We start from the raw sequence: 17,443 nt of genomic DNA, 5'->3' as shown, positions 1-17,443 counted from the left end.
GCCGCACCCGGCCGGAGCACAGCCGGACGACAGCCCGCTACCACGGGCGGCGGCACTACAGTGGGTCGGAACAGCCAGCAAGCAACAGGGAGCGCATGACGTGCGGCCGGTAGGCAGCAAGTACCTCCTCGAGGAGCCGCTCGGACGCGGTGCCACGGGGACCGTCTGGCGAGCCCGCCAGCGCGAGACCGCGGGCGCCGAGGCGGCCGTGGCCGGACAGCCCGGCGAGACCGTCGCGATCAAGGTCCTCAAGGAGGAGCTGGCGAACGACGCCGACGTCGTGATGCGCTTCCTCAGGGAGCGCTCCGTCCTGCTCCGGCTCACCCACCCGAACATCGTCCGGGTCCGTGACCTGGTGGTCGAGGGCGATCTGCTGGCGCTGGTCATGGACCTCGTCGACGGCCCCGACCTGCACCGCTACCTGCGCGAGAACGGCCCTTTCAGCCCCGTCGCCGCCGCGCTGCTCACCGCGCAGATCGCCGACGCGCTCGCCGCCAGCCACGCCGACGGCGTGGTCCACCGCGACCTGAAACCGGCCAACGTCCTGCTCAAACAGGACGACGGCCGGATGCACCCGATGCTGACCGACTTCGGCATCGCCCGCCTCGCCGACTCGCCCGGCCTCACCCGCACCCACGAGTTCGTCGGCACGCCCGCGTACGTGGCGCCGGAGTCCGCCGAGGGCCGCCCGCAGACCTCCGCCGTCGACATCTACGGCGCCGGCATCCTGCTGTACGAGCTGGTCACCGGCCGCCCGCCGTTCTCCGGCGGCTCCGCCCTGGAAGTCCTCCACCAGCACCTCAGCGCCGAGCCGCGCCGCCCCTCCACGGTCCCCGACCCCCTGTGGACGGTCATCGAGCGCTGCCTGCGCAAGAACCCCGACGAGCGCCCCAGCGCCGAGAACCTGGCGCGCGGCCTGCGCGTCGTCGCCGAGGGCATCGGCGTGCACGCCGGCTCCGCGCAGATCGGCGCCGCCGAGAACGTCGGCGCGCTGCTCGCCCCCGACCCGGCCCCCGCGCCGGTGCCGGACACCCCCGGCGCCGCCGACCCGACCCAGGTCCTCCCGCAGCACGGCGCTTACGACCCCAACGCCGCGACCAGCGTGCTCCCGCACACCGGCGGCCCGGCCGGCGCCGCCGACCCCACCGCCGTCCTGCCGAACCGGGGCGCGGCCGACCCGACCGCCGTGCTGCCGCCCGTACCGCCGGGACAGCAGGGCGGACCCGGGCAGCCCGGCGGGCCCGAGGACCCGCACCCCTGGCAGAACCAGTTGCGCGCCGCCCGCGACCGCAACGAGCAGACGCAGATCCAGTACCTCGACCCCGACGAGGACCCGCTGCGCCGCCGCCCCCAGCGCCAGGTCGCCCGCCCGCAGCAGCCGCCCCGCCGGCAGCCCCAGCAGCCCCAGCAGCCCCCGCAGGGCTACGGCGGCCCGCAGCAGCAGCCGCGCCGGTACGCCACCCCCCAGCCCCAGCAGCCGCCGCACCACCAGCCGCAGCGGTACGCCCCGCCGCCCGCGCCGGAGCCGCAGCGTCCCCGGCGCGAGCCCCGGCGGCGCAGCGCCAACCCGGTGCACATCCCCGGCCTCGGCTGCCTCAAGGGCTGCCTGGTCACCGTCGTCGTGCTGTTCGTGGCCGGCTGGCTGGTGTGGGAGCTGAGCCCGCTCCAGGAGTGGATCGGCACCACCAAGGGCTACTGGGACCAGCTCACCACCTGGATCGGCGACATCACGGGGTGGATCGAGGACCTGGGCGGCTCCGGCTCCAACTGACCGGCTCCCGCCCGCCCGCGAGCGGCCGGGCGGGAGACATGTCGACATCCCAGGGGTGATTTCCCCCTCCGCCGTGAAGGGCGGCTCCCCGGACGCGTAGTTTTGTCGACCGAGGGCCGGGTCTGTGGACCGGGGGTCCGGGGGACGGCCCCCGGACCGGCGCAGCGTCGGCAACACGCGTCGGTAGGAGCAGTCTTGGCACGGAAGATCGGCAGCCGGTACACCGCCCACCAGATCCTCGGGCGGGGCAGCGCCGGCACGGTGTGGCTGGGCGAGGGACCCGAGGGCCCCGTCGCGATCAAGCTGCTGCGCGAGGACCTCGCGTCCGACCAGGAGCTGGTCGGCCGCTTCGTCCAGGAGCGCACCGCCCTGCTCGGCCTGGAGCACCCCCACATCGTCTCCGTACGCGACCTCGTGGTCGACGGCAACGACCTCGCGCTCGTCATGGACCTGGTCCGCGGCACCGACCTGCGCACCCGCCTGGACCGCGAACGCCGCCTGGCCCCCGAGGCCGCCGTCGCGGTCGTCGCCGACGTCGCCGACGCGCTGGCCGCCGCGCACGCCGCCGGGGTCGTCCACCGCGACGTCAAGCCCGAGAACATCCTGCTCGACATGCAGGGCCCGCTCGGCCCCGGCGGCTCGCACCGCGCGCTGCTCACCGACTTCGGTGTGGCCAAACTCATCGACACCCCGCGCCGCACCCGCGCCACGAAGATCATCGGCACCCCCGACTACCTCGCCCCGGAGATCGTCGAGGGCCTCCCGCCGCGCGCCTCGGTCGACATCTACGCCCTGGCCACCGTCCTGTACGAGCTGCTGGCGGGCTTCACGCCGTTCGGCGGCGGCCACCCCGGAGCCGTCCTGCGCCGCCACGTCACCGAGTCCGTCGTCCCGCTGCCCGGCATCCCGGACGAGCTGTGGCAACTCCTCGTCCAGTGCCTCGCCAAGGCCCCCGCCTCCCGGCTGCGCGCCTCCGAGCTGGGCGCCGAGCTGCGCGAGCTGCTGCCGCTGCTCAGCGGCATGCCGCCCCTCGACGTGGACGAACCCGGCGCCGAACAGGCCGACGAGGCCACCGGCGCCCCCGAGGGCCCCGCCGAACCGGCCGGGGGCGGCGTCCGGCGGCGCGGCGCGGTCCCCCTCGTGCCGGGCGCCAAGCCCGCGGACTCCAACCGGGACACCCACACCTCGATGCGCGTCCCCGCTCCCGACGAACTGGCCGGCGGCGCCCTCGGCACCGCCCGCGCCCCCCGCGCGGCCGGCGCCCCCCGCCCCGGCTCCGCCCGCAACCGGGCCACCGCCCGGCGCCGCCGGATCGCCCTCGGCGCGGGCGCGGCCGCCCTGGTCGCGGCGGTCGGCGTCGGCACCTGGCTGGCCACCGGCGGCGACGACGGGGGCCCGGACCCGCAGGACACCCGGAACTCGGCGCCCGCCGCTCCCTGACCCGGCGCCCGCGCCACCCGGCGTGGACCGCCCGGCGGAGCCGTTACGCTGGAGGCGTGGCAGTCGTCGATGTATCCGAAGAGCTGAAGTCCCTCTCCTCGACCATGGAGTCGATCGAGGCCGTCCTGGACCTCGACAAGCTGAGGGCAGACATCGCCGTGCTCGAGGAGCAGGCGGCCGCGCCGTCCCTGTGGGACAACCCGGACGAGGCGCAGAAGATCACCAGCAAGCTCTCCCACCTCCAGGCCGAGGTCAGGAAGGCGGAGGCGCTGCGCGGGCGGATCGACGATCTCGCCGTGCTCTTCGAGATGGCCGAGGAGGAGGACGACCCGGACACCCGCGCCGAGGCCGAGTCCGAGCTGACGGCCGTGAAGAAGGCGCTGGACGAGATGGAGGTCCGCACCCTGCTCTCCGGCGAGTACGACTCCCGTGAGGCGCTGGTCAACATCCGCGCCGAGGCGGGCGGCGTCGACGCCGCCGACTTCGCCGAGAAGCTCCAGCGGATGTACCTGCGCTGGGCCGAGCAGCACGGCTACAAGACCGAGATCTACGAGACGTCGTACGCGGAGGAGGCCGGCATCAAGTCGACCACCTTCGCCGTGCAGGTGCCGTACGCCTACGGCACCCTCTCCGTCGAGCAGGGCACGCACCGCCTGGTGCGCATCTCGCCGTTCGACAACCAGGGCCGCCGGCAGACCTCCTTCGCGGGCGTCGAGGTGCTCCCCGTGGTCGAGCAGACCGACCACATCGAGATCGACGAGTCCGAGCTGCGGGTGGACGTCTACCGTTCCTCCGGCCCCGGCGGCCAGGGCGTGAACACCACGGACTCCGCGGTGCGCCTGACCCACCTCCCCACCGGCATCGTCGTCTCCTGCCAGAACGAGCGGTCGCAGATCCAGAACAAGGCGACCGCGATGAACGTCCTCCAGGCCAAGCTTCTTGAGCGCCGCCGCCAGGAGGAGCAGGCCAAGATGGACGCCCTCAAGGGCGACGGCGGCAACTCCTGGGGCAACCAGATGCGTTCGTACGTCCTGCACCCGTACCAGATGGTCAAGGACCTGCGCACCGAGCACGAGGTCGGCAATCCCGAGGCCGTTTTCAATGGCGAGATCGACGGCTTCCTGGAGGCCGGAATTCGCTGGCGCAAGCAGCAGGAGAAGTAACTTTGTCGACACGACAACTGCCGTCCTCCGGGCGGCAGTTGTCGTTTGTCCGCCTTTTGCAGCACGGTCACACTCTTTGTGTCCGGCATACGCCCCGCAACCGGACATCGCGTACGCAACGGCCTTGACGCGCCCTTGAAAAATGGGAATGGTGAGTGCTCGGCATGCGTATTTCCGGGGCGCATGTGAACCGGGGGACTTCTTCTCAGCTACTCCCGTCGATCACGGCCCCGAGCGCGCCGCATCGACTATTGGCTACTGGGGGTAGCAACTACATGACGAAGAAGACGCGGGTCCGTGTCGCGCGCATCGCCGCGGGCGCGGTGATCGCCGCCGGCGCTTCCCTGACCGCGGCGGGCGCGGCCTCCGCCCTCGACATCGGCGTGACCGCCGCGAACGACGGCACGACCTTCTCCGCGAAGTCGGACGGCGGCACCACGGAGGGCACCACCGAGGGCGGCAGCGCCTCGGTGGGCGTGACCGAGGGCACCTCGACGGGCACCTCCGCCGGCACCGACGGCGGTGCGACGGACGGCGGCGCGACCGACGGTGGTGCCACGGACGGTGGCGCGACGGACGGCGGCGCGACCGACGGTGGTGCCACGGACGGTGGCGCGACCGATGGTGGCGCGACGGACGGTGGCGCGACCGATGGTGGTGCCACCGACGGCGGCGCGACCGACGGCGGTGCGACCGATGGTGGTGCCACGGACGGCGGCGCGACCGATGGTGGTGCGACCGACGGCGGCGCGACGGACGGCGGTGCCACCGACGGCGGCACCAGCGGCGGCAGCACCTCCGGTGGGAGCACGTCCGGCGGTTCGACCGGCGGCTCGTCCGGCGGTTCCGGCGGCAGCACCGGTGGCGGCTCGACCGGCGGCGGCACCGGCGGGTCCACCGGAGGTTCCGGCGGCAGCGTCGGCGGCCCCGGCCCCGACGGCGGCAACGCCCCGCAGAACCAGGGCACCTCCGCCCTCACCGACACCGGCGAGGACACGTCCGCCGACACCACCGCGCAGGGCGGCGGGGACGAACTGGCCGAGACCGGTGCCGCGGAGACCACCTTCCTGGTGATCGGCGCGGCCACGATGATCGCCGGCGGCATCGGCTTCCGCGTGCTGCCGCGGCTCATGAGCGGCCGGGGTGGCACCGCCGCCTGACGGTGACGGACCGCCCACGCACGGCACATGCCGAGGGGCCCGGAGCGCACGCCGCTCCGGGCCCCTCGCCCGTCTCCGGAACCCGCGCTACACGGCCTGGTGGGCCAGCAGCGCCACCGCCGCCACCAGCACCGCGAGCAGCGCTATCAGCGCCATCGGGTTCAGGCCCGTTGAAAAGTCCTCGCGCTGCATCCGCTCGCGGTTCGCCCGGCAGACCGGGCACCGGCCCTCGCTCACGGGCGCCGCGCAGTTCGCGCACACCAGCCGGTCGTACGTCATGCGCTCGCCCTCCTCGCGGCCGTTCCACCTACACAACGCTCGCTTCTGCGCGAACGTTCCCCTTCCACTGTGCCAGGTTCCGCGAGTCGCTGCGCGCGATCCCCCCGGCAGCGGTGTAAGGACAAAACACGCAAGCGGCGACCAACCCCGACCGGTGACTGCGGTCCCATACCCATTTCGCGTATGGTCACGCACATCTACCCCCGGCTACCCGTGGTGCATCCGTGATCCGATTCGACAACGTGTCCAAGGTCTACCCCAAGCAGAACCGCCCGGCCCTCAGAGACGTCTCCCTGGAGGTCGAGAAGGGCGAGTTCGTCTTCCTCGTGGGGTCCTCCGGCTCCGGAAAGTCCACCTTCCTGCGGCTCATCCTCCGCGAGGAGCGGGCCAGCCACGGACAGGTGCACGTTCTGGGCAAGGACCTCGCCCGCCTGTCCAACTGGAAGGTCCCGCACATGCGGCGCCAGCTCGGCACCGTCTTCCAGGACTTCCGGCTGCTGCCCAACAAGACGGTCGCCGAGAACGTCGCCTTCGCGCAGGAGGTCATCGGCAAGTCCCGCGGCGAGATCCGCAAGTCCGTGCCGCAGGTCCTGGACCTGGTCGGGCTCGGCGGCAAGGAGGACCGCAGACCGGGCGAGCTGTCCGGCGGTGAACAGCAGCGCGTGGCCATCGCGCGGGCCTTCGTCAACCGGCCCAAACTGCTGATCGCCGACGAGCCCACCGGCAACCTCGACCCGCAGACCTCGGTCGGCATCATGAAACTGCTCGACCGGATCAACCGGACCGGCACCACCGTGGTGATGGCCACCCACGACCAGAACATCGTGGACCAGATGCGCAAGCGCGTCATCGAGCTGGAGAAGGGGCGCCTCGTCCGCGACCAGGCGCGCGGTGTCTACGGCTACCAGCACTGAGACCGCACCACGCCCGGTATCCACGGAAAGGCTTGATCAGACGCCATGCGCGCCCAGTTCGTCCTCTCGGAGATCGGTGTCGGTCTCCGCCGCAACCTGACCATGACCTTCGCGGTCATCGTCTCCGTAGCCCTCTCCCTGGCCCTGTTCGGCGGTTCGCTGCTGATGAGCGACCAGGTCAGCACCATGAAGGGCTACTGGTACGACAAGGTCAACGTCTCGGTCTTCCTCTGCAACAAGAGCGACGCCGAGTCCGACCCCAACTGTGCCAAGGGCGCGGTGACCGAGGACCAGAAGAAGCAGATCATGGCCGACCTCGACGAGATGTCGGTCGTGGAGAAGGTGACGTACGAGTCGCAGGACGAGGCGTACAAGCACTACAAGGAGCAGTTCGGGGACTCGCCGCTGGCCAGCTCCCTGACGCCGGACCAGATGCAGGAGTCGTACCGGATCAAGCTGAAGGACCCGGAGAAGTACCAGGTCATCGCGACCGCCTTCGACGGGCGGGACGGCGTGCAGTCCGTGCAGGACCAGAAGGGCATCCTGGACAACCTCTTCGGCCTGCTCAACGGCATGAACTGGGCCGCCCGCGCGATCATGGCGCTGATGCTGGTGGTGGCGCTGATGCTGATCGTCAACACGGTGCGCGTCTCGGCGTTCAGCCGCCGCCGCGAGACCGGCATCATGCGGCTGGTCGGTGCCTCCGGCTTCTACATCCAGGCGCCGTTCATCATGGAGGCCGCGGTCGCCGGGCTCATCGGCGGCGGCGTGGCCTGCGCCTTCCTGGTGGCCGCCCGGTATCTGATTATCGATCACGGACTGGCGCTCTCCGAGAAGCTGACGCTCATCAACTTCATCGGCTGGGACGCGGTCCTGACGAAGCTGCCGCTCATCCTGGCCACCAGCCTGCTGATGCCCGCACTTGCGGCGTTCTTCGCCCTCCGCAAGTACCTGAAGGTGTGACACATACCAAGAGGGCCGTACGGCCGAGCGGCCGTGCGGCCCTCGCGGGGTGTCCTAGACTCACCGGCATGTCAGGTCGTGACCTGTTCTGTCAGCCCCGCCGCCTGCGCCACGGGGCCGCCCTGACCTTGGTGTTCGCCGGCGTCCTGGTCGCCGGCGCGGCCACCGGCTCGCTGCCCGGCGGCGACCGGAACGCGACCGCCGACCCGGCCGGTTCCCCCGTTTCCGCCGCGGCCCCGGTGGGAACCGGCGCCGATGTCACCCGGGCGGCGGCCGAGGCCCTCGCCGACGGCAAGTCCCCCGTGGAGGCCGCCGAGCGCGCGGTCAGCCGCAGCGGCGACCGCTGGGGCGCCGTCTACTCCCGCGGCGAGTACCAGGAGTTGGCGGACGCCCTCGACGGCCGGTACACCGGCGTCGGCATCTCCGCGCGGCGTACGCGCGACGGCGGCATCGAGGTGACGCGGGTGCGGCCCGGCTCGCCCGCCGCCGACGCCGGCATCCGCGCGGGCGACACGCTGCGCAGCGTCGACGGCGAGCGGGTCGACGGGCGCCCCGTCACCGAGGTCGTCGCCCTGCTGCGCGGCGACGCCGCCGACGCCCCCGCCGGCACCACCGTCCGGCTCGGCGTCCAGCGCGGCACTCGCGCGTGGACGCGGACCGTGCGCCGGGCCGAGCTGCGCACCGAGCCGGTGACCGTACGCCGGCTCCCCGGCGGCGCCACCGTCGTCGGGGTCACCTCCTTCACCAAGGGCGCCGGCGACCGCGTCCGCGGTGCCGTACGGGACTCCCCGGCCGGTTCCGGCATCGTCCTGGACCTGCGCGGCAACTCCGGCGGCCTGGTCGCCGAGGCGGTCACCGCGGCCGGCGCCTTCCTGGACGGCGGCCTGGTCGCCACCTACGACGTCGACGGCGCCCAGCGCGCCCTGCACGCCCCGGCCGGCGGCGACACCGACCGCCCCCTGGTCGCCCTCGTCGACGGCGGCACCATGAGCGCGGCGGAACTGCTCACCGGCGCCCTCCAGGACCGCGGCCGCGCGGTCGTCGTCGGCTCCCGCACCTTCGGCAAGGGCTCGGTGCAGATGCCGAGCAGGCTGCCCGGCGGCTCGGTCGCCGAGCTGACCGTCGGCCATTACCGCACCCCGTCCGGCCGGGGCGTCGACGGCACCGGCATCACCCCGGACCTGGAGACCGACCCGGCCCTCCCGTCGGCCCTCACCCGGGCCGAGCGGGTCCTCGACGGCCTGGGCCGCTAGGGCCTGTCGTCCGGAGCGGCCTGATCCGAACGACAGGCCCTGGCCGGACCCGGTAATCGGCTTTCCGCCACCCCCCTCCGTAGTGCGAAAATGGCGGGACTATGAGCAAGGGAATGTACGTACCGAAAGAGCTCCAGCCCAAGCAGGGCGGCGGGGGCGGCAAGGCCCGGGACGGGGAGAAGGGCGGCAAGCGCAAGATCGTCGCCCAGAACAAGAAGGCCCGGCACGACTACGCGATCATCGACACCTACGAGGCCGGACTGGTCCTGACCGGCACCGAGGTCAAGTCGCTGCGCGAGGGGCGGACCTCGCTGGCCGACGGGTTCGTCCAGATCGACGGGGGCGAGGCGTGGCTGCACAACGCCCACATCCCGGAGTACCACCAGGGCAGTTGGACCAACCACTCCGCGCGCCGCAAGCGCAAGCTGCTGCTGCACCGCGAGGAGATCGACAAGCTGGCGGCCAAGTCGCAGGAGACGGGCCACACCATCGTGCCCCTCGCCCTGTACTTCAGGGACGGCCGGGCCAAGGCCGAGATCGCCCTCGCCCGCGGCAAGAAGGAGTACGACAAGCGCCAGACGCTGCGCGAGAAGCAGGACCGGCGCGAGGCGGAGCGGACCATCTCGGCGATCAAGCGCCGGGAGCGGGGCTGACCCCCGGCGGGGCGCCGGGAATAGGCTGGCACGGTCGTGCGTTGGTCACGTACGATGGTTGCTGCACCGCTCGACGGTGCGGCGTTTGAAAAATCAACATGGGGATGATCGGTTTCGACAGCGGCTGTCGAAGCAGGGGAAGCGTGTCGAGGAAGCGGCCATGATCTCGTAAACCACAGGCCGAAAAAAATAATCGCCAACACCAAGCGCGATTCCTCCCAGCAGGCCTTCGCCCTCGCTGCCTGACCTCAGGTAGCGAAGCGAGCCTCCTACTAAGGGAGTGTCAGCCCGGGGCTGTTCCCGACCCGGAACCTGGCATCAGCTAGGGGACTAAACCTTGATCCCGGTCACGGGGTGAAGAGGGAAACCACACAGTGACTGGGCCCGTCGGCGACTTGTTCGCGTGATCGCCGGGGCCGAGAAAAGCGAAGCGAACTGCACACGGAGAAGCCCTGGTTCCGCACCGTTGGACGCGGGTTCGATTCCCGCCATCTCCACCACCCCATGTGGGCCGAGGCCCCGTCGCGTACAGCGGCGGGGCCTTCGTCATGCCCGGGGCTCCCCGGGCGGCGGCGGCGCGGTGCTCGCGCGCACCGTGAGCCGGGCCGGGAGCAGGGTCCGGGCGGGGCCGGGCGCCCCGGCCAGGGCCCGCATCGCCAGGTCCACCGCCTGGCTGCCCAGCTCCGCGCACGGCACGGTGACCGACGTGACCGGCACCCGGGCCGCCACGGCGTCCTCGTCCGGGCAGATCGCGGTGACCGAGAGATCGCCGGGCACCCGCCGCCCGAGCCGCTCGAAGGACTCGATCAGCGGGGCCAGCAGCGGTTCGTTGTGGACGACGACACCGGTGGGCACCGGCCGCAGCCGCAGCAGTCGCTCGGCGATCCGCACGGCCGCGTCGGGCGTCGCGGCGCACGGGTGCACCGAGGAGACCAGCCCGGCCCGGTCCGCGGCGGCGGTGAACCCCCGGACCACCCGCTGGGCGAACGCGGTCCCCCGGACGTACACCTCCGGCGCCGACCCCACCAGCGCCACCGCCCGGTGCCCGAGCCCCGCCAGATGCTCCACACACCGCTCACCGGCCGCCCGGAAGTCCAGATCGACGCAGGTCAGCCCGTCCGGCTCGGCCGGCAGCCCGATCAGTACGGCGGGCCGGCCCGGTCCCCGCAGCAGCGGCAGCCGGGCATCGCGTATCTGCACGTCCATCACGATCAGCGCGTCCGCCAGCGCCGGGTCGGCCACGCGCCTGAGGCCCAGCTCACCGTCCTCCCGGGTGACCAGCAGCACGTCGTGGTCGGCCGCGCGGGCGGCGGTCACCACCGACGCCACCGACCGCATCACCACCGGCACCTGCACGCCGGTGCGCAGCGGCAGCAGCAGCGCCAGCACCCCGGACCGGCCGCCGGCCGGGGCCCGCGCCGCCGCGTGCGGACGGTAGCCCAGCTCACGGACGGCCTCCTCGACGCGCCGCCGGGTCTCCGCCGAGATCGGACGCTTGCCGCTCAGGGCGTACGAGACGGTGCTGGGGGAGACCCCGGCACGCCGCGCCACATCGGTGATCCTGGGTGCCGTCGTCATGGTCGGCTCCTGGCGGACTGGACGGGCGGAACGGGCGGGCGGAACGGGCGGGCGGGGGCGAAGCGCTTCGACGCAGGAACGTATGGGCGTCAAGCGGAAGCGTCAATGGGTCCGGCGCGACCGGTGGGACGGACGGGACCGGGCCGTCGCCGCGAGGGCCAGCAGCAGAGCCAGGGCCGCGGTGGTGACGGGGACGGCGTAACCCGCCGTCGGGGAGACGTGCTCGACCGTCCAGCCGCCGAGCGCGCTGCCGCCGGCGATGCCGCCGAGCAGACCGGTCACCGCGAGGGTCATGCCCTCGTTCAGCCGCCCCTCGGGGGTGCGCCGCTGGACCAGCGTCATGGTGGTGACCATCGTCGGGGCGGTCGCCATCCCGGCCAGCAGCAGCGTGCCCGCCAGCAGCGGCAGCGAACCCGGCCCGGCCGCCGCCAGCAGCGGCAGCGTCAGCAGACCCGCCATCGCCGCCACGCACCACGGCAGCCGGGACTCGGCGGACCCGGCCGGCCGCCAGGCGCCGTAGAGCAGGCCCGCCCCGCAGGAACCGGCCGCCTGGAGCGCCAGCACCGCGCCGGCCGCCGTGCGGTGCCCCTGCGTGTCCGCGAACGCGATCGTCACCACCTCCATCGACCCGAACACCCCGCCGGTGGCCAGGCACACCGCCAGCAGCGGAGGCATCCCGGGCGCGCGCAGCGGTGCCTTCCCCGACGTCCGGGGCCGGGCGGGCGGCTCGGTGGCGCGCTGGGCGGTGAACAGCACCATGCCGGTCAGCAGCAGCGCCGCCGCGACCAGCGTGCCCGCCTCCGGGAAGAACGTCCCGCACAGGAAGGCCGCCAGCACCGGGCCGAGCATGTAGCACAGCTCGTCGGCGGCCTGTTCGAAGGAGTTCGCCGTGTGCAGGGCGTCGCTGTCGCCGCCCAGCAGGTGGTTCCAGCGGGCGCGGGCCATGCCGCCGGTGTTGGGCGTGGTCGCGGTGGCGGCGTACGCGGCGAACAGCGCCCAGTCGGGGGCGCCCCGGCGCACGCAGAGCACCAGCGCGAGCGAGCCGAGGACGGCGATCAGCGTGGCGGGCAGGGCGACCCGGGCCTGGCCGTACCGGTCGACGAGCCGCGCGGTCCAGGGGGCGACCACGGCGGTGGCGGCGAGTCCGGTGGCCACGACGGCGCCGGCGAGGGCGTAGGAGTCCCGGGTGGCGGCGATCATCACCACCGCGCCGATGCTGAACATGCCCTGCGGGAGGCGGGCGACGAGGTTGCCGGCGGTGAACGCCCGCGCACCGGGCACGGCGAGCAGCCGGCGGTAGGGGCCGGGCGGGCGGGTGCGGTCTTCTCCGGTACGGGGCCGGGGCCGGGGGCGGGGGCCGTCGCGGTCGCCGAGGTCGGCGACGACGAGGGCGTCGGCGGTGACGGCGGGCAGGACGGTGCGGCCGCCGGGGCGCGGCGGGGTCGGAAGCGGCATGCGCCCACCGTCGCCCGGCGCCCACCGGGCGGTCCAACACCTGCTCCGTACCGATTCACGCACCCCTGTTGTAAGTTCACCGGATGCCCGCCCCCAGCCACCTCGACCCCCGCCTCCTGCGCGCCTTCGTCACCGTCGCCGAGGAACTCCACTTCACCCGCGCGGCCAACCGCCTGTACGTCGCCCAGCAGGCGCTCAGCCGGGACGTACGCCGGCTCGAACGGGAGCTGGGCGCCGAGCTGTTCGTGCGCACCACCCGGCAGGTCACGCTCACCGCCGACGGCGAGAAGCTGCTGCCGTACGCGCGCCGCGCGCTCCAGGCGCAGGAGGACCTGCTCGCGGCGTTCGGTCACGCCCGCCCCCTGCTGGTCGACCTCAACTCGCCGGGGCTGGCCACCGGCCGCCGGGTCCTGCACCGGGCCCGCGCGCTCGTCCCCGACCTGGAGCTGATGGCCCGCTACGAGAGCGGCCTGACCTGGGCCGCGTCCGAGCTGCTCGCGGGCCGCCTCGACGCCTCCTTCGGGCGGTTCGCGGGGCTGGCGCCGGCGCTGCGGGCGGGCCTCGCCCACCAGCCCGTCCGGTACGAGCCCATGGCGGTGCTGCTGCCCGAGGACCACCCGCTGGCACCGCTGCCCGAGGTACCGCTCGCCGCGCTGGCGGGGGAGACCGTGTACGCCGGGGCCGGCAATCCGCGCACCCCGGAGTGGACCGACCTCGCCCGCGAACTGTTCGAGGGGCGCGGCATACGCCTGGCGCCGCCCGCTCCCCTCGCGGTGGGGGAGGAGGAATTCGAACGTCTGATGGCGAAGACCCGGCATCCGGTGCTCGCCGTGATCGACTTCCCGGCGATGCCCTCGACGGTGGTGCGTCCGCTGACCGATCCGGTGCCGCTGTCGCCGGTCTCGCTGGTCTGGCGCAAGGGGCTGGTCCATCCGGCGCTCGACGCGCTGCGCTCGGCCGCCGCGCGGCTCGCGGCCGAGGAGGGGTGGCTCGACCGAAGCTTTGGGGGATGGATTCCGGACAGTGACGAAGGTGTGATGTCGCCCTGAACAATGGGCACTGCGGCATCGCGTGGTCCCCCTGGCGCGGCGGATGATCTCGTCGACGCCGGGCTTCTTCCAGTCCTCGCTGTCGGTGCATCCGGCGTTCGGCTGGGCGGAGGACCTGGCCGCGAAGCGGAGGCCCCGGCTGTGGCCGGACGGCAGCCGGGCGGAGCGGACGGCCCCGCCGCGCACGGGCACGCACCGGGGCTGACCGGGCGCCGGGATCTCTCATCCCGCCCCCGGGCGGGGTGAGAGCATCGTTCCTTTCCGGTCACCCGTGGCCACAGCGCCGAAACGCGGCCTCCCTACCTTCGGAATTCCTAGTCCGGAGCACCGTGGAGGCGTCATGACAGCCCCGAGCAAGGCCCCCGCATCCCCGAGCAGGGGCGGCCGCTGGATCGAGCACTGGGACCCCGAGGACGAGACGTTCTGGCGGGAGACCGGCGAGCGGACCGCCAACCGGAACCTGTTCTTCTCCGTGCTCTGCGAGCACATCGGGTTCTCGGTGTGGACGCTGTGGTCCGTGCTCGTGCTCTTCATGGGGCCGGAGTACGGGCTCACCCCCGCCGACAAGTTCCTGCTGACGTCCGTGGTCACCCTGGTCGGCGCCGTCGTCCGCGTCCCCTACACCTTCGCCGTCGCCCTGTTCGGCGGGCGCAACTGGACGATCGTCTCCGCCAGTCTGCTGCTGGTGCCGACCGTCGCCGCGTTCGCGGTGATGGAACCGGGGACCTCCTTCTCCACGTTCCTCCTGATCGGGCTGCTGGCCGGCATCGGCGGCGGCAACTTCGCCTCCTCCATGACCAACATCAACGCCTTCTTCCCGCTCAGGAAGAAGGGCTGGGCCCTCGGCATGAACGCGGGCGGCGGCAACATCGGCGTCCCCGTCATCCAACTGGCCGCCCTCGCCGTCATCGGCGCCGGTGGCGGGCCGAGGGTGCTGCTGGGCGTCTACATCCCGCTGATCGTCGTCGCCGCCGTCCTCTCCGCGCTCTACATGGACAACATCGCGTCCGTGAAGAACGACACCGGCGCGGCCAAGGACGCCGCCCGCGACCGCCACACCTGGATCATGGCCTTCCTGTACGTGGGGACGTTCGGCTCGTTCATCGGGTACTCCTTCGCCTTCGGCCAGGTCCTGCAGAACGGCTTCGGACGCACCCCGCTCCAGGCCGCGTACGTCACCTTCATCGGCCCGCTGCTCGGCTCCCTGATCCGCCCCGTCGGCGGCCGGCTCGCCGACAAGTACGGCGGCGCGCGGATCACGCTGTGGAACTACGTCGCGATGGGCGCCGCCACCGCCGTACTGATCGTCGCCAGCATGCGGCAGTCGCTCGGCCTGTTCGTCGCCGCGTTCGTCGTGCTGTTCGTGCTCAGCGGGCTCGGCAACGGCTCGACCTTCAAGATGATCCCCGGCATCTTCCAGGCCAAGGCCCGCGCCAAGGGCCTCACCGGCGAGGCGGCGGCCTCCTACGGGCGGCGGCTGTCCGGCGCCTCCATGGGCCTGATCGGCGCGGTCGGCGCGCTCGGCGGCGTCGGCATCAACCTCGCCTTCCGGCAGTCCTTCCTCTCCTACGGCTCCGGCACCGGCGCGTTCGTCGCCTTCCTCGCCTTCTACGCCGCCTGCTTCGCCGTCACCTGGGCGGTATACCTTCGCCGCCCGGCCGCCACCACGGCCGGTCCGGCGGCCCCCACCGAGCGGACGTCGCAGCTCAGCTACGCCGAGGTGTGACGTAACACTGGTGACATGCATACGATCCGAGCCTGTCACGAGCCGTTGACAGGCTCGATCGGCACGACGGGTGGAAAGATCCGAGCGGGACGAGGGCGATGGACGACGAACAGCAGCGACCCGACCACGGCCCCCTGGCCGGCTTCACCGTGGGCGTCACCGCCGCCCGCCGGGCCGACGAGCTGGGGGCGCTCCTGACCAGGCGCGGCGCCGCCGTGCTGCACGCCCCCGCGCTGCGGATCGTGCCGCTCGCCGACGACAGCGAACTCCTCGCGGCGACCAAGCAGTTGATCGACCAGGCACCCGACGTCGTGATCGCCACCACCGCCATCGGCTTCCGCGGCTGGGTCGAGGCGGCCGAGGGCTGGGGCCTCGGCGAGGCCCTGCTCGGCCGGCTCCGCACGGTGGAACTGCTGGCCCGGGGCCCCAAGGTCAAGGGCGCGGTGCGCGCCGCCGGGCTGACCGAGGAGTGGTCGCCGTCGTCCGAGTCGATGGCCGAGGTGCTGGACAGGCTGCTGGAGGAGGGCGTCGACGGCCGCCGTATCGCCGTCCAACTGCACGGCGAGCCGCTACCCGGGTTCGTGGAGGCGCTGCGGGCCGGGGGCGCCGAGGTGGTCGGCGTGCCGGTGTACCGGTGGATGCCGCCGGAGGACATCGGCCCCGTCGACCGGCTGCTGGACGCCACCGTCACCCGGGGCCTGGACGCCCTCACCTTCACCAGCGCGCCCGCCGCCGCGTCGCTGCTCTCCCGCGCCGAGGACCGCGGTCTGCTCGCCGAGCTGCTCGCCGCCCTCGGCCACGACGTGCTCCCGGCCTGCGTCGGCCCGGTCACCGCGCTGCCGCTGCAGGCCCGCGGCGTGGACACGGTCCAGCCCGAGCGGTTCCGGCTCGGCCCGCTGGTCCAGTTGCTCTGCCAGGAACTGCCGTCCCGGGCCCGGTCGTTCCCGGTCGCCGGGCACCGCATGGAGATCCGCGGCCACGCCGTCCTGGTCGACGGCGACCTCAGGCCCGTACCGCCCGCCGGGATGGCCCTGCTGCGCGCCCTCGCCCGGCGCCCCGGCTGGGTCGTGCCCCGCGCGGACCTGCTGCGCGCCCTGCCCGGCGCCGGCCGCGACGAACACGCCGTGGAGACGGCGATGGCCCGCCTGCGCACCGCCCTGGGCGCCCCCAAGCTCATCCAGACGGTGGTCAAACGCGGCTACCGCCTGGCCCTGGACCCCGCGGCCGACACGAAGTACGCCGACGGCTGACGCCCGGCCGGCGGCGCCGCGGACCGCCCCCGGGCGCCGGGGGGTTCCGGCCGCCCCGCCATGGGGGCACTGTGGGAGGCGACCCCCGTTCGCGGCACCCCGAGGCGGTGACAGCCACATGGCACTGGGTACGGTCACGGGCCCCCACGAGCTGCGCTTCGACACCGGACGACTCTGCCTGGACCTCCTCACCACCACCCACCCCACCGAACGGCTCGGCTCCGTGGCGGTGCTGCGCGCCTGGATCACCGGCGCCGCGCTGGTCCCGCCCGGCACCCCCCTGGCCCACGCCGACGGCGACTGGCTGGCGGCCTTCCGCGACCTGCGCGCCCAGACCGCGCGGCTGGTCCGCGACCGCCACACCCCCGGCACCCGCCCGTACGCCCTCGCGCTCGCCCGGGTCAACGACACCGCCCGTGCCGCGCCCCCGGCCCCCCGCGCCGTACCCGGCGAGGACGGCTCGCTGGTGCGGGAACTGACCGGCCCGCCGGAGTGCGCCGCGCTGCTGGGCGCGGTCGCCCGGGACGCCGTGGAACTGCTGACCGACCCCGTCGCCCGCGCGGCCCTGCGCCAGTGCGAGGGCGACAACTGCCCCATCGTCTACCTGGACACCTCCCGGGGGCGCCGCCGCCGCTGGTGCTCCAGCGAGGTCTGCGGCAACCGCGAACGCGTCGCCCGCCACCGCCGCCGCGCCGCCCTCACCCGCCCCTAGCAGGCCATGACCTTCGACGGCGGACGCCCGGTGGAGGCCGGCGCGTAGCTTCACCGGCCCCCTTCGCGTACGGTTGA

At 73.5% G+C, this 17,443-nt stretch carries 16 protein-coding genes and 1 other RNA gene; 14 read left to right on the top strand and 3 right to left on the bottom strand.

What is annotated here, in order from left to right; translation table 11 throughout:
* Window positions 1–100: 100 nt before the first annotated feature.
* The 4 genes from ACFY32_RS31795 to ACFY32_RS31780 all read left to right on the top strand — a co-directional run bounded on the left by ACFY32_RS31795 (window position 101) and on the right by ACFY32_RS31780 (window position 5,534).
* A complete protein-coding gene (locus ACFY32_RS31795; protein ID WP_359202879.1) occupies window positions 101–1,771 on the top strand; it encodes a serine/threonine-protein kinase in 1,671 nt (556 codons plus the stop codon).
* 195 nt (window positions 1,772–1,966) lie between these two features.
* Window positions 1,967–3,211, top strand: a complete 1,245-nt coding sequence (locus ACFY32_RS31790; RefSeq protein WP_390676121.1) for a serine/threonine-protein kinase — start codon at window positions 1,967–1,969, stop codon at window positions 3,209–3,211.
* 56 nt (window positions 3,212–3,267) lie between these two features.
* Window positions 3,268–4,374: a peptide chain release factor 2 gene (prfB, locus tag ACFY32_RS31785; RefSeq protein ID WP_359202873.1), complete on the top strand. Its 1,107-nt coding sequence runs from the start codon at window positions 3,268–3,270 to the stop codon at window positions 4,372–4,374.
* Between the two features lie 275 nt (window positions 4,375–4,649).
* A complete protein-coding gene (locus ACFY32_RS31780) occupies window positions 4,650–5,534 on the top strand; it encodes a hypothetical protein (RefSeq protein ID WP_390676120.1) in 885 nt (294 codons plus the stop codon).
* A gap of 87 nt (window positions 5,535–5,621) precedes the next feature.
* On the opposite strand, the gene ACFY32_RS31775 is transcribed toward ACFY32_RS31780, so the two are convergent.
* Window positions 5,622–5,813, bottom strand: coding sequence for a hypothetical protein (locus ACFY32_RS31775; protein ID WP_359202867.1), 192 nt, complete (start codon window positions 5,811–5,813; stop codon window positions 5,622–5,624).
* A 224-nt stretch (window positions 5,814–6,037) separates the two neighbouring features.
* On the opposite strand from ACFY32_RS31775, the gene ftsE reads away from it, so the two are divergent.
* From ftsE to ssrA, 5 genes are all read left to right on the top strand, one after another.
* The gene (gene ftsE / locus ACFY32_RS31770; RefSeq protein ID WP_359202864.1) at window positions 6,038–6,727 is read left to right on the top strand and encodes a cell division ATP-binding protein FtsE; all 690 of its coding nucleotides are present in this window, start codon (window positions 6,038–6,040) and stop codon (window positions 6,725–6,727) included.
* 45 nt (window positions 6,728–6,772) lie between these two features.
* Entirely contained in the window at window positions 6,773–7,690 is a 918-nt protein-coding gene (ftsX, locus tag ACFY32_RS31765) for a permease-like cell division protein FtsX (protein WP_359202861.1), read from the top strand.
* Between the two features lie 68 nt (window positions 7,691–7,758).
* Window positions 7,759–8,943, top strand: a complete 1,185-nt coding sequence (locus ACFY32_RS31760; RefSeq protein WP_359202858.1) for a S41 family peptidase — start codon at window positions 7,759–7,761, stop codon at window positions 8,941–8,943.
* Window positions 8,944–9,056: 113 nt separating this feature from the next.
* Window positions 9,057–9,596 (top strand): SsrA-binding protein SmpB, encoded by a 540-nt coding sequence (gene smpB / locus ACFY32_RS31755; protein WP_359202855.1) that lies wholly within the window; start codon window positions 9,057–9,059, stop codon window positions 9,594–9,596.
* Between the two features lie 100 nt (window positions 9,597–9,696).
* Window positions 9,697–10,096: a transfer-messenger RNA gene (ssrA, locus tag ACFY32_RS31750) on the top strand.
* 46 nt (window positions 10,097–10,142) lie between these two features.
* Here ssrA and ACFY32_RS31745 read toward each other — a convergent pair.
* Window positions 10,143–11,174, bottom strand: a complete 1,032-nt coding sequence (locus ACFY32_RS31745) for a LacI family DNA-binding transcriptional regulator (protein ID WP_359202852.1) — start codon at window positions 11,172–11,174, stop codon at window positions 10,143–10,145.
* Between the two features lie 102 nt (window positions 11,175–11,276).
* Entirely contained in the window at window positions 11,277–12,629 is a 1,353-nt protein-coding gene (locus ACFY32_RS31740) for an MFS transporter (RefSeq protein WP_390676119.1), read from the bottom strand.
* 83 nt (window positions 12,630–12,712) lie between these two features.
* Between ACFY32_RS31740 and ACFY32_RS31735 the strand changes: the two genes are divergently transcribed.
* The 5 genes from ACFY32_RS31735 (at window position 12,713) to ACFY32_RS31715 (ending at window position 17,366) form a co-directional block, all read left to right on the top strand.
* Window positions 12,713–13,678, top strand: coding sequence for a LysR family transcriptional regulator (locus ACFY32_RS31735; protein WP_359202846.1), 966 nt, complete (start codon window positions 12,713–12,715; stop codon window positions 13,676–13,678).
* A 43-nt stretch (window positions 13,679–13,721) separates the two neighbouring features.
* A complete protein-coding gene (locus ACFY32_RS31730) occupies window positions 13,722–13,883 on the top strand; it encodes a hypothetical protein (protein WP_359202958.1) in 162 nt (53 codons plus the stop codon).
* Between the two features lie 135 nt (window positions 13,884–14,018).
* Entirely contained in the window at window positions 14,019–15,404 is a 1,386-nt protein-coding gene (locus ACFY32_RS31725) for a nitrate/nitrite transporter (protein WP_359202843.1), read from the top strand.
* Between the two features lie 98 nt (window positions 15,405–15,502).
* A complete protein-coding gene (locus tag ACFY32_RS31720) occupies window positions 15,503–16,654 on the top strand; it encodes a uroporphyrinogen-III synthase (RefSeq protein WP_359202840.1) in 1,152 nt (383 codons plus the stop codon).
* Window positions 16,655–16,772: 118 nt separating this feature from the next.
* The gene (locus ACFY32_RS31715; protein WP_359202837.1) at window positions 16,773–17,366 is read left to right on the top strand and encodes a CGNR zinc finger domain-containing protein; all 594 of its coding nucleotides are present in this window, start codon (window positions 16,773–16,775) and stop codon (window positions 17,364–17,366) included.
* Window positions 17,367–17,443 lie beyond the last annotated feature (77 nt).

Origin of the sequence: Streptomyces sp. NPDC000134 (genome assembly GCF_042899225.1) — a bacterium.
Lineage (GTDB): Bacteria > Actinomycetota > Actinomycetes > Streptomycetales > Streptomycetaceae > Streptomyces.
The sequence above is the reverse complement of the archived record's forward strand: the minus strand, read 5'-3'. Positions and strand labels throughout refer to the sequence as shown.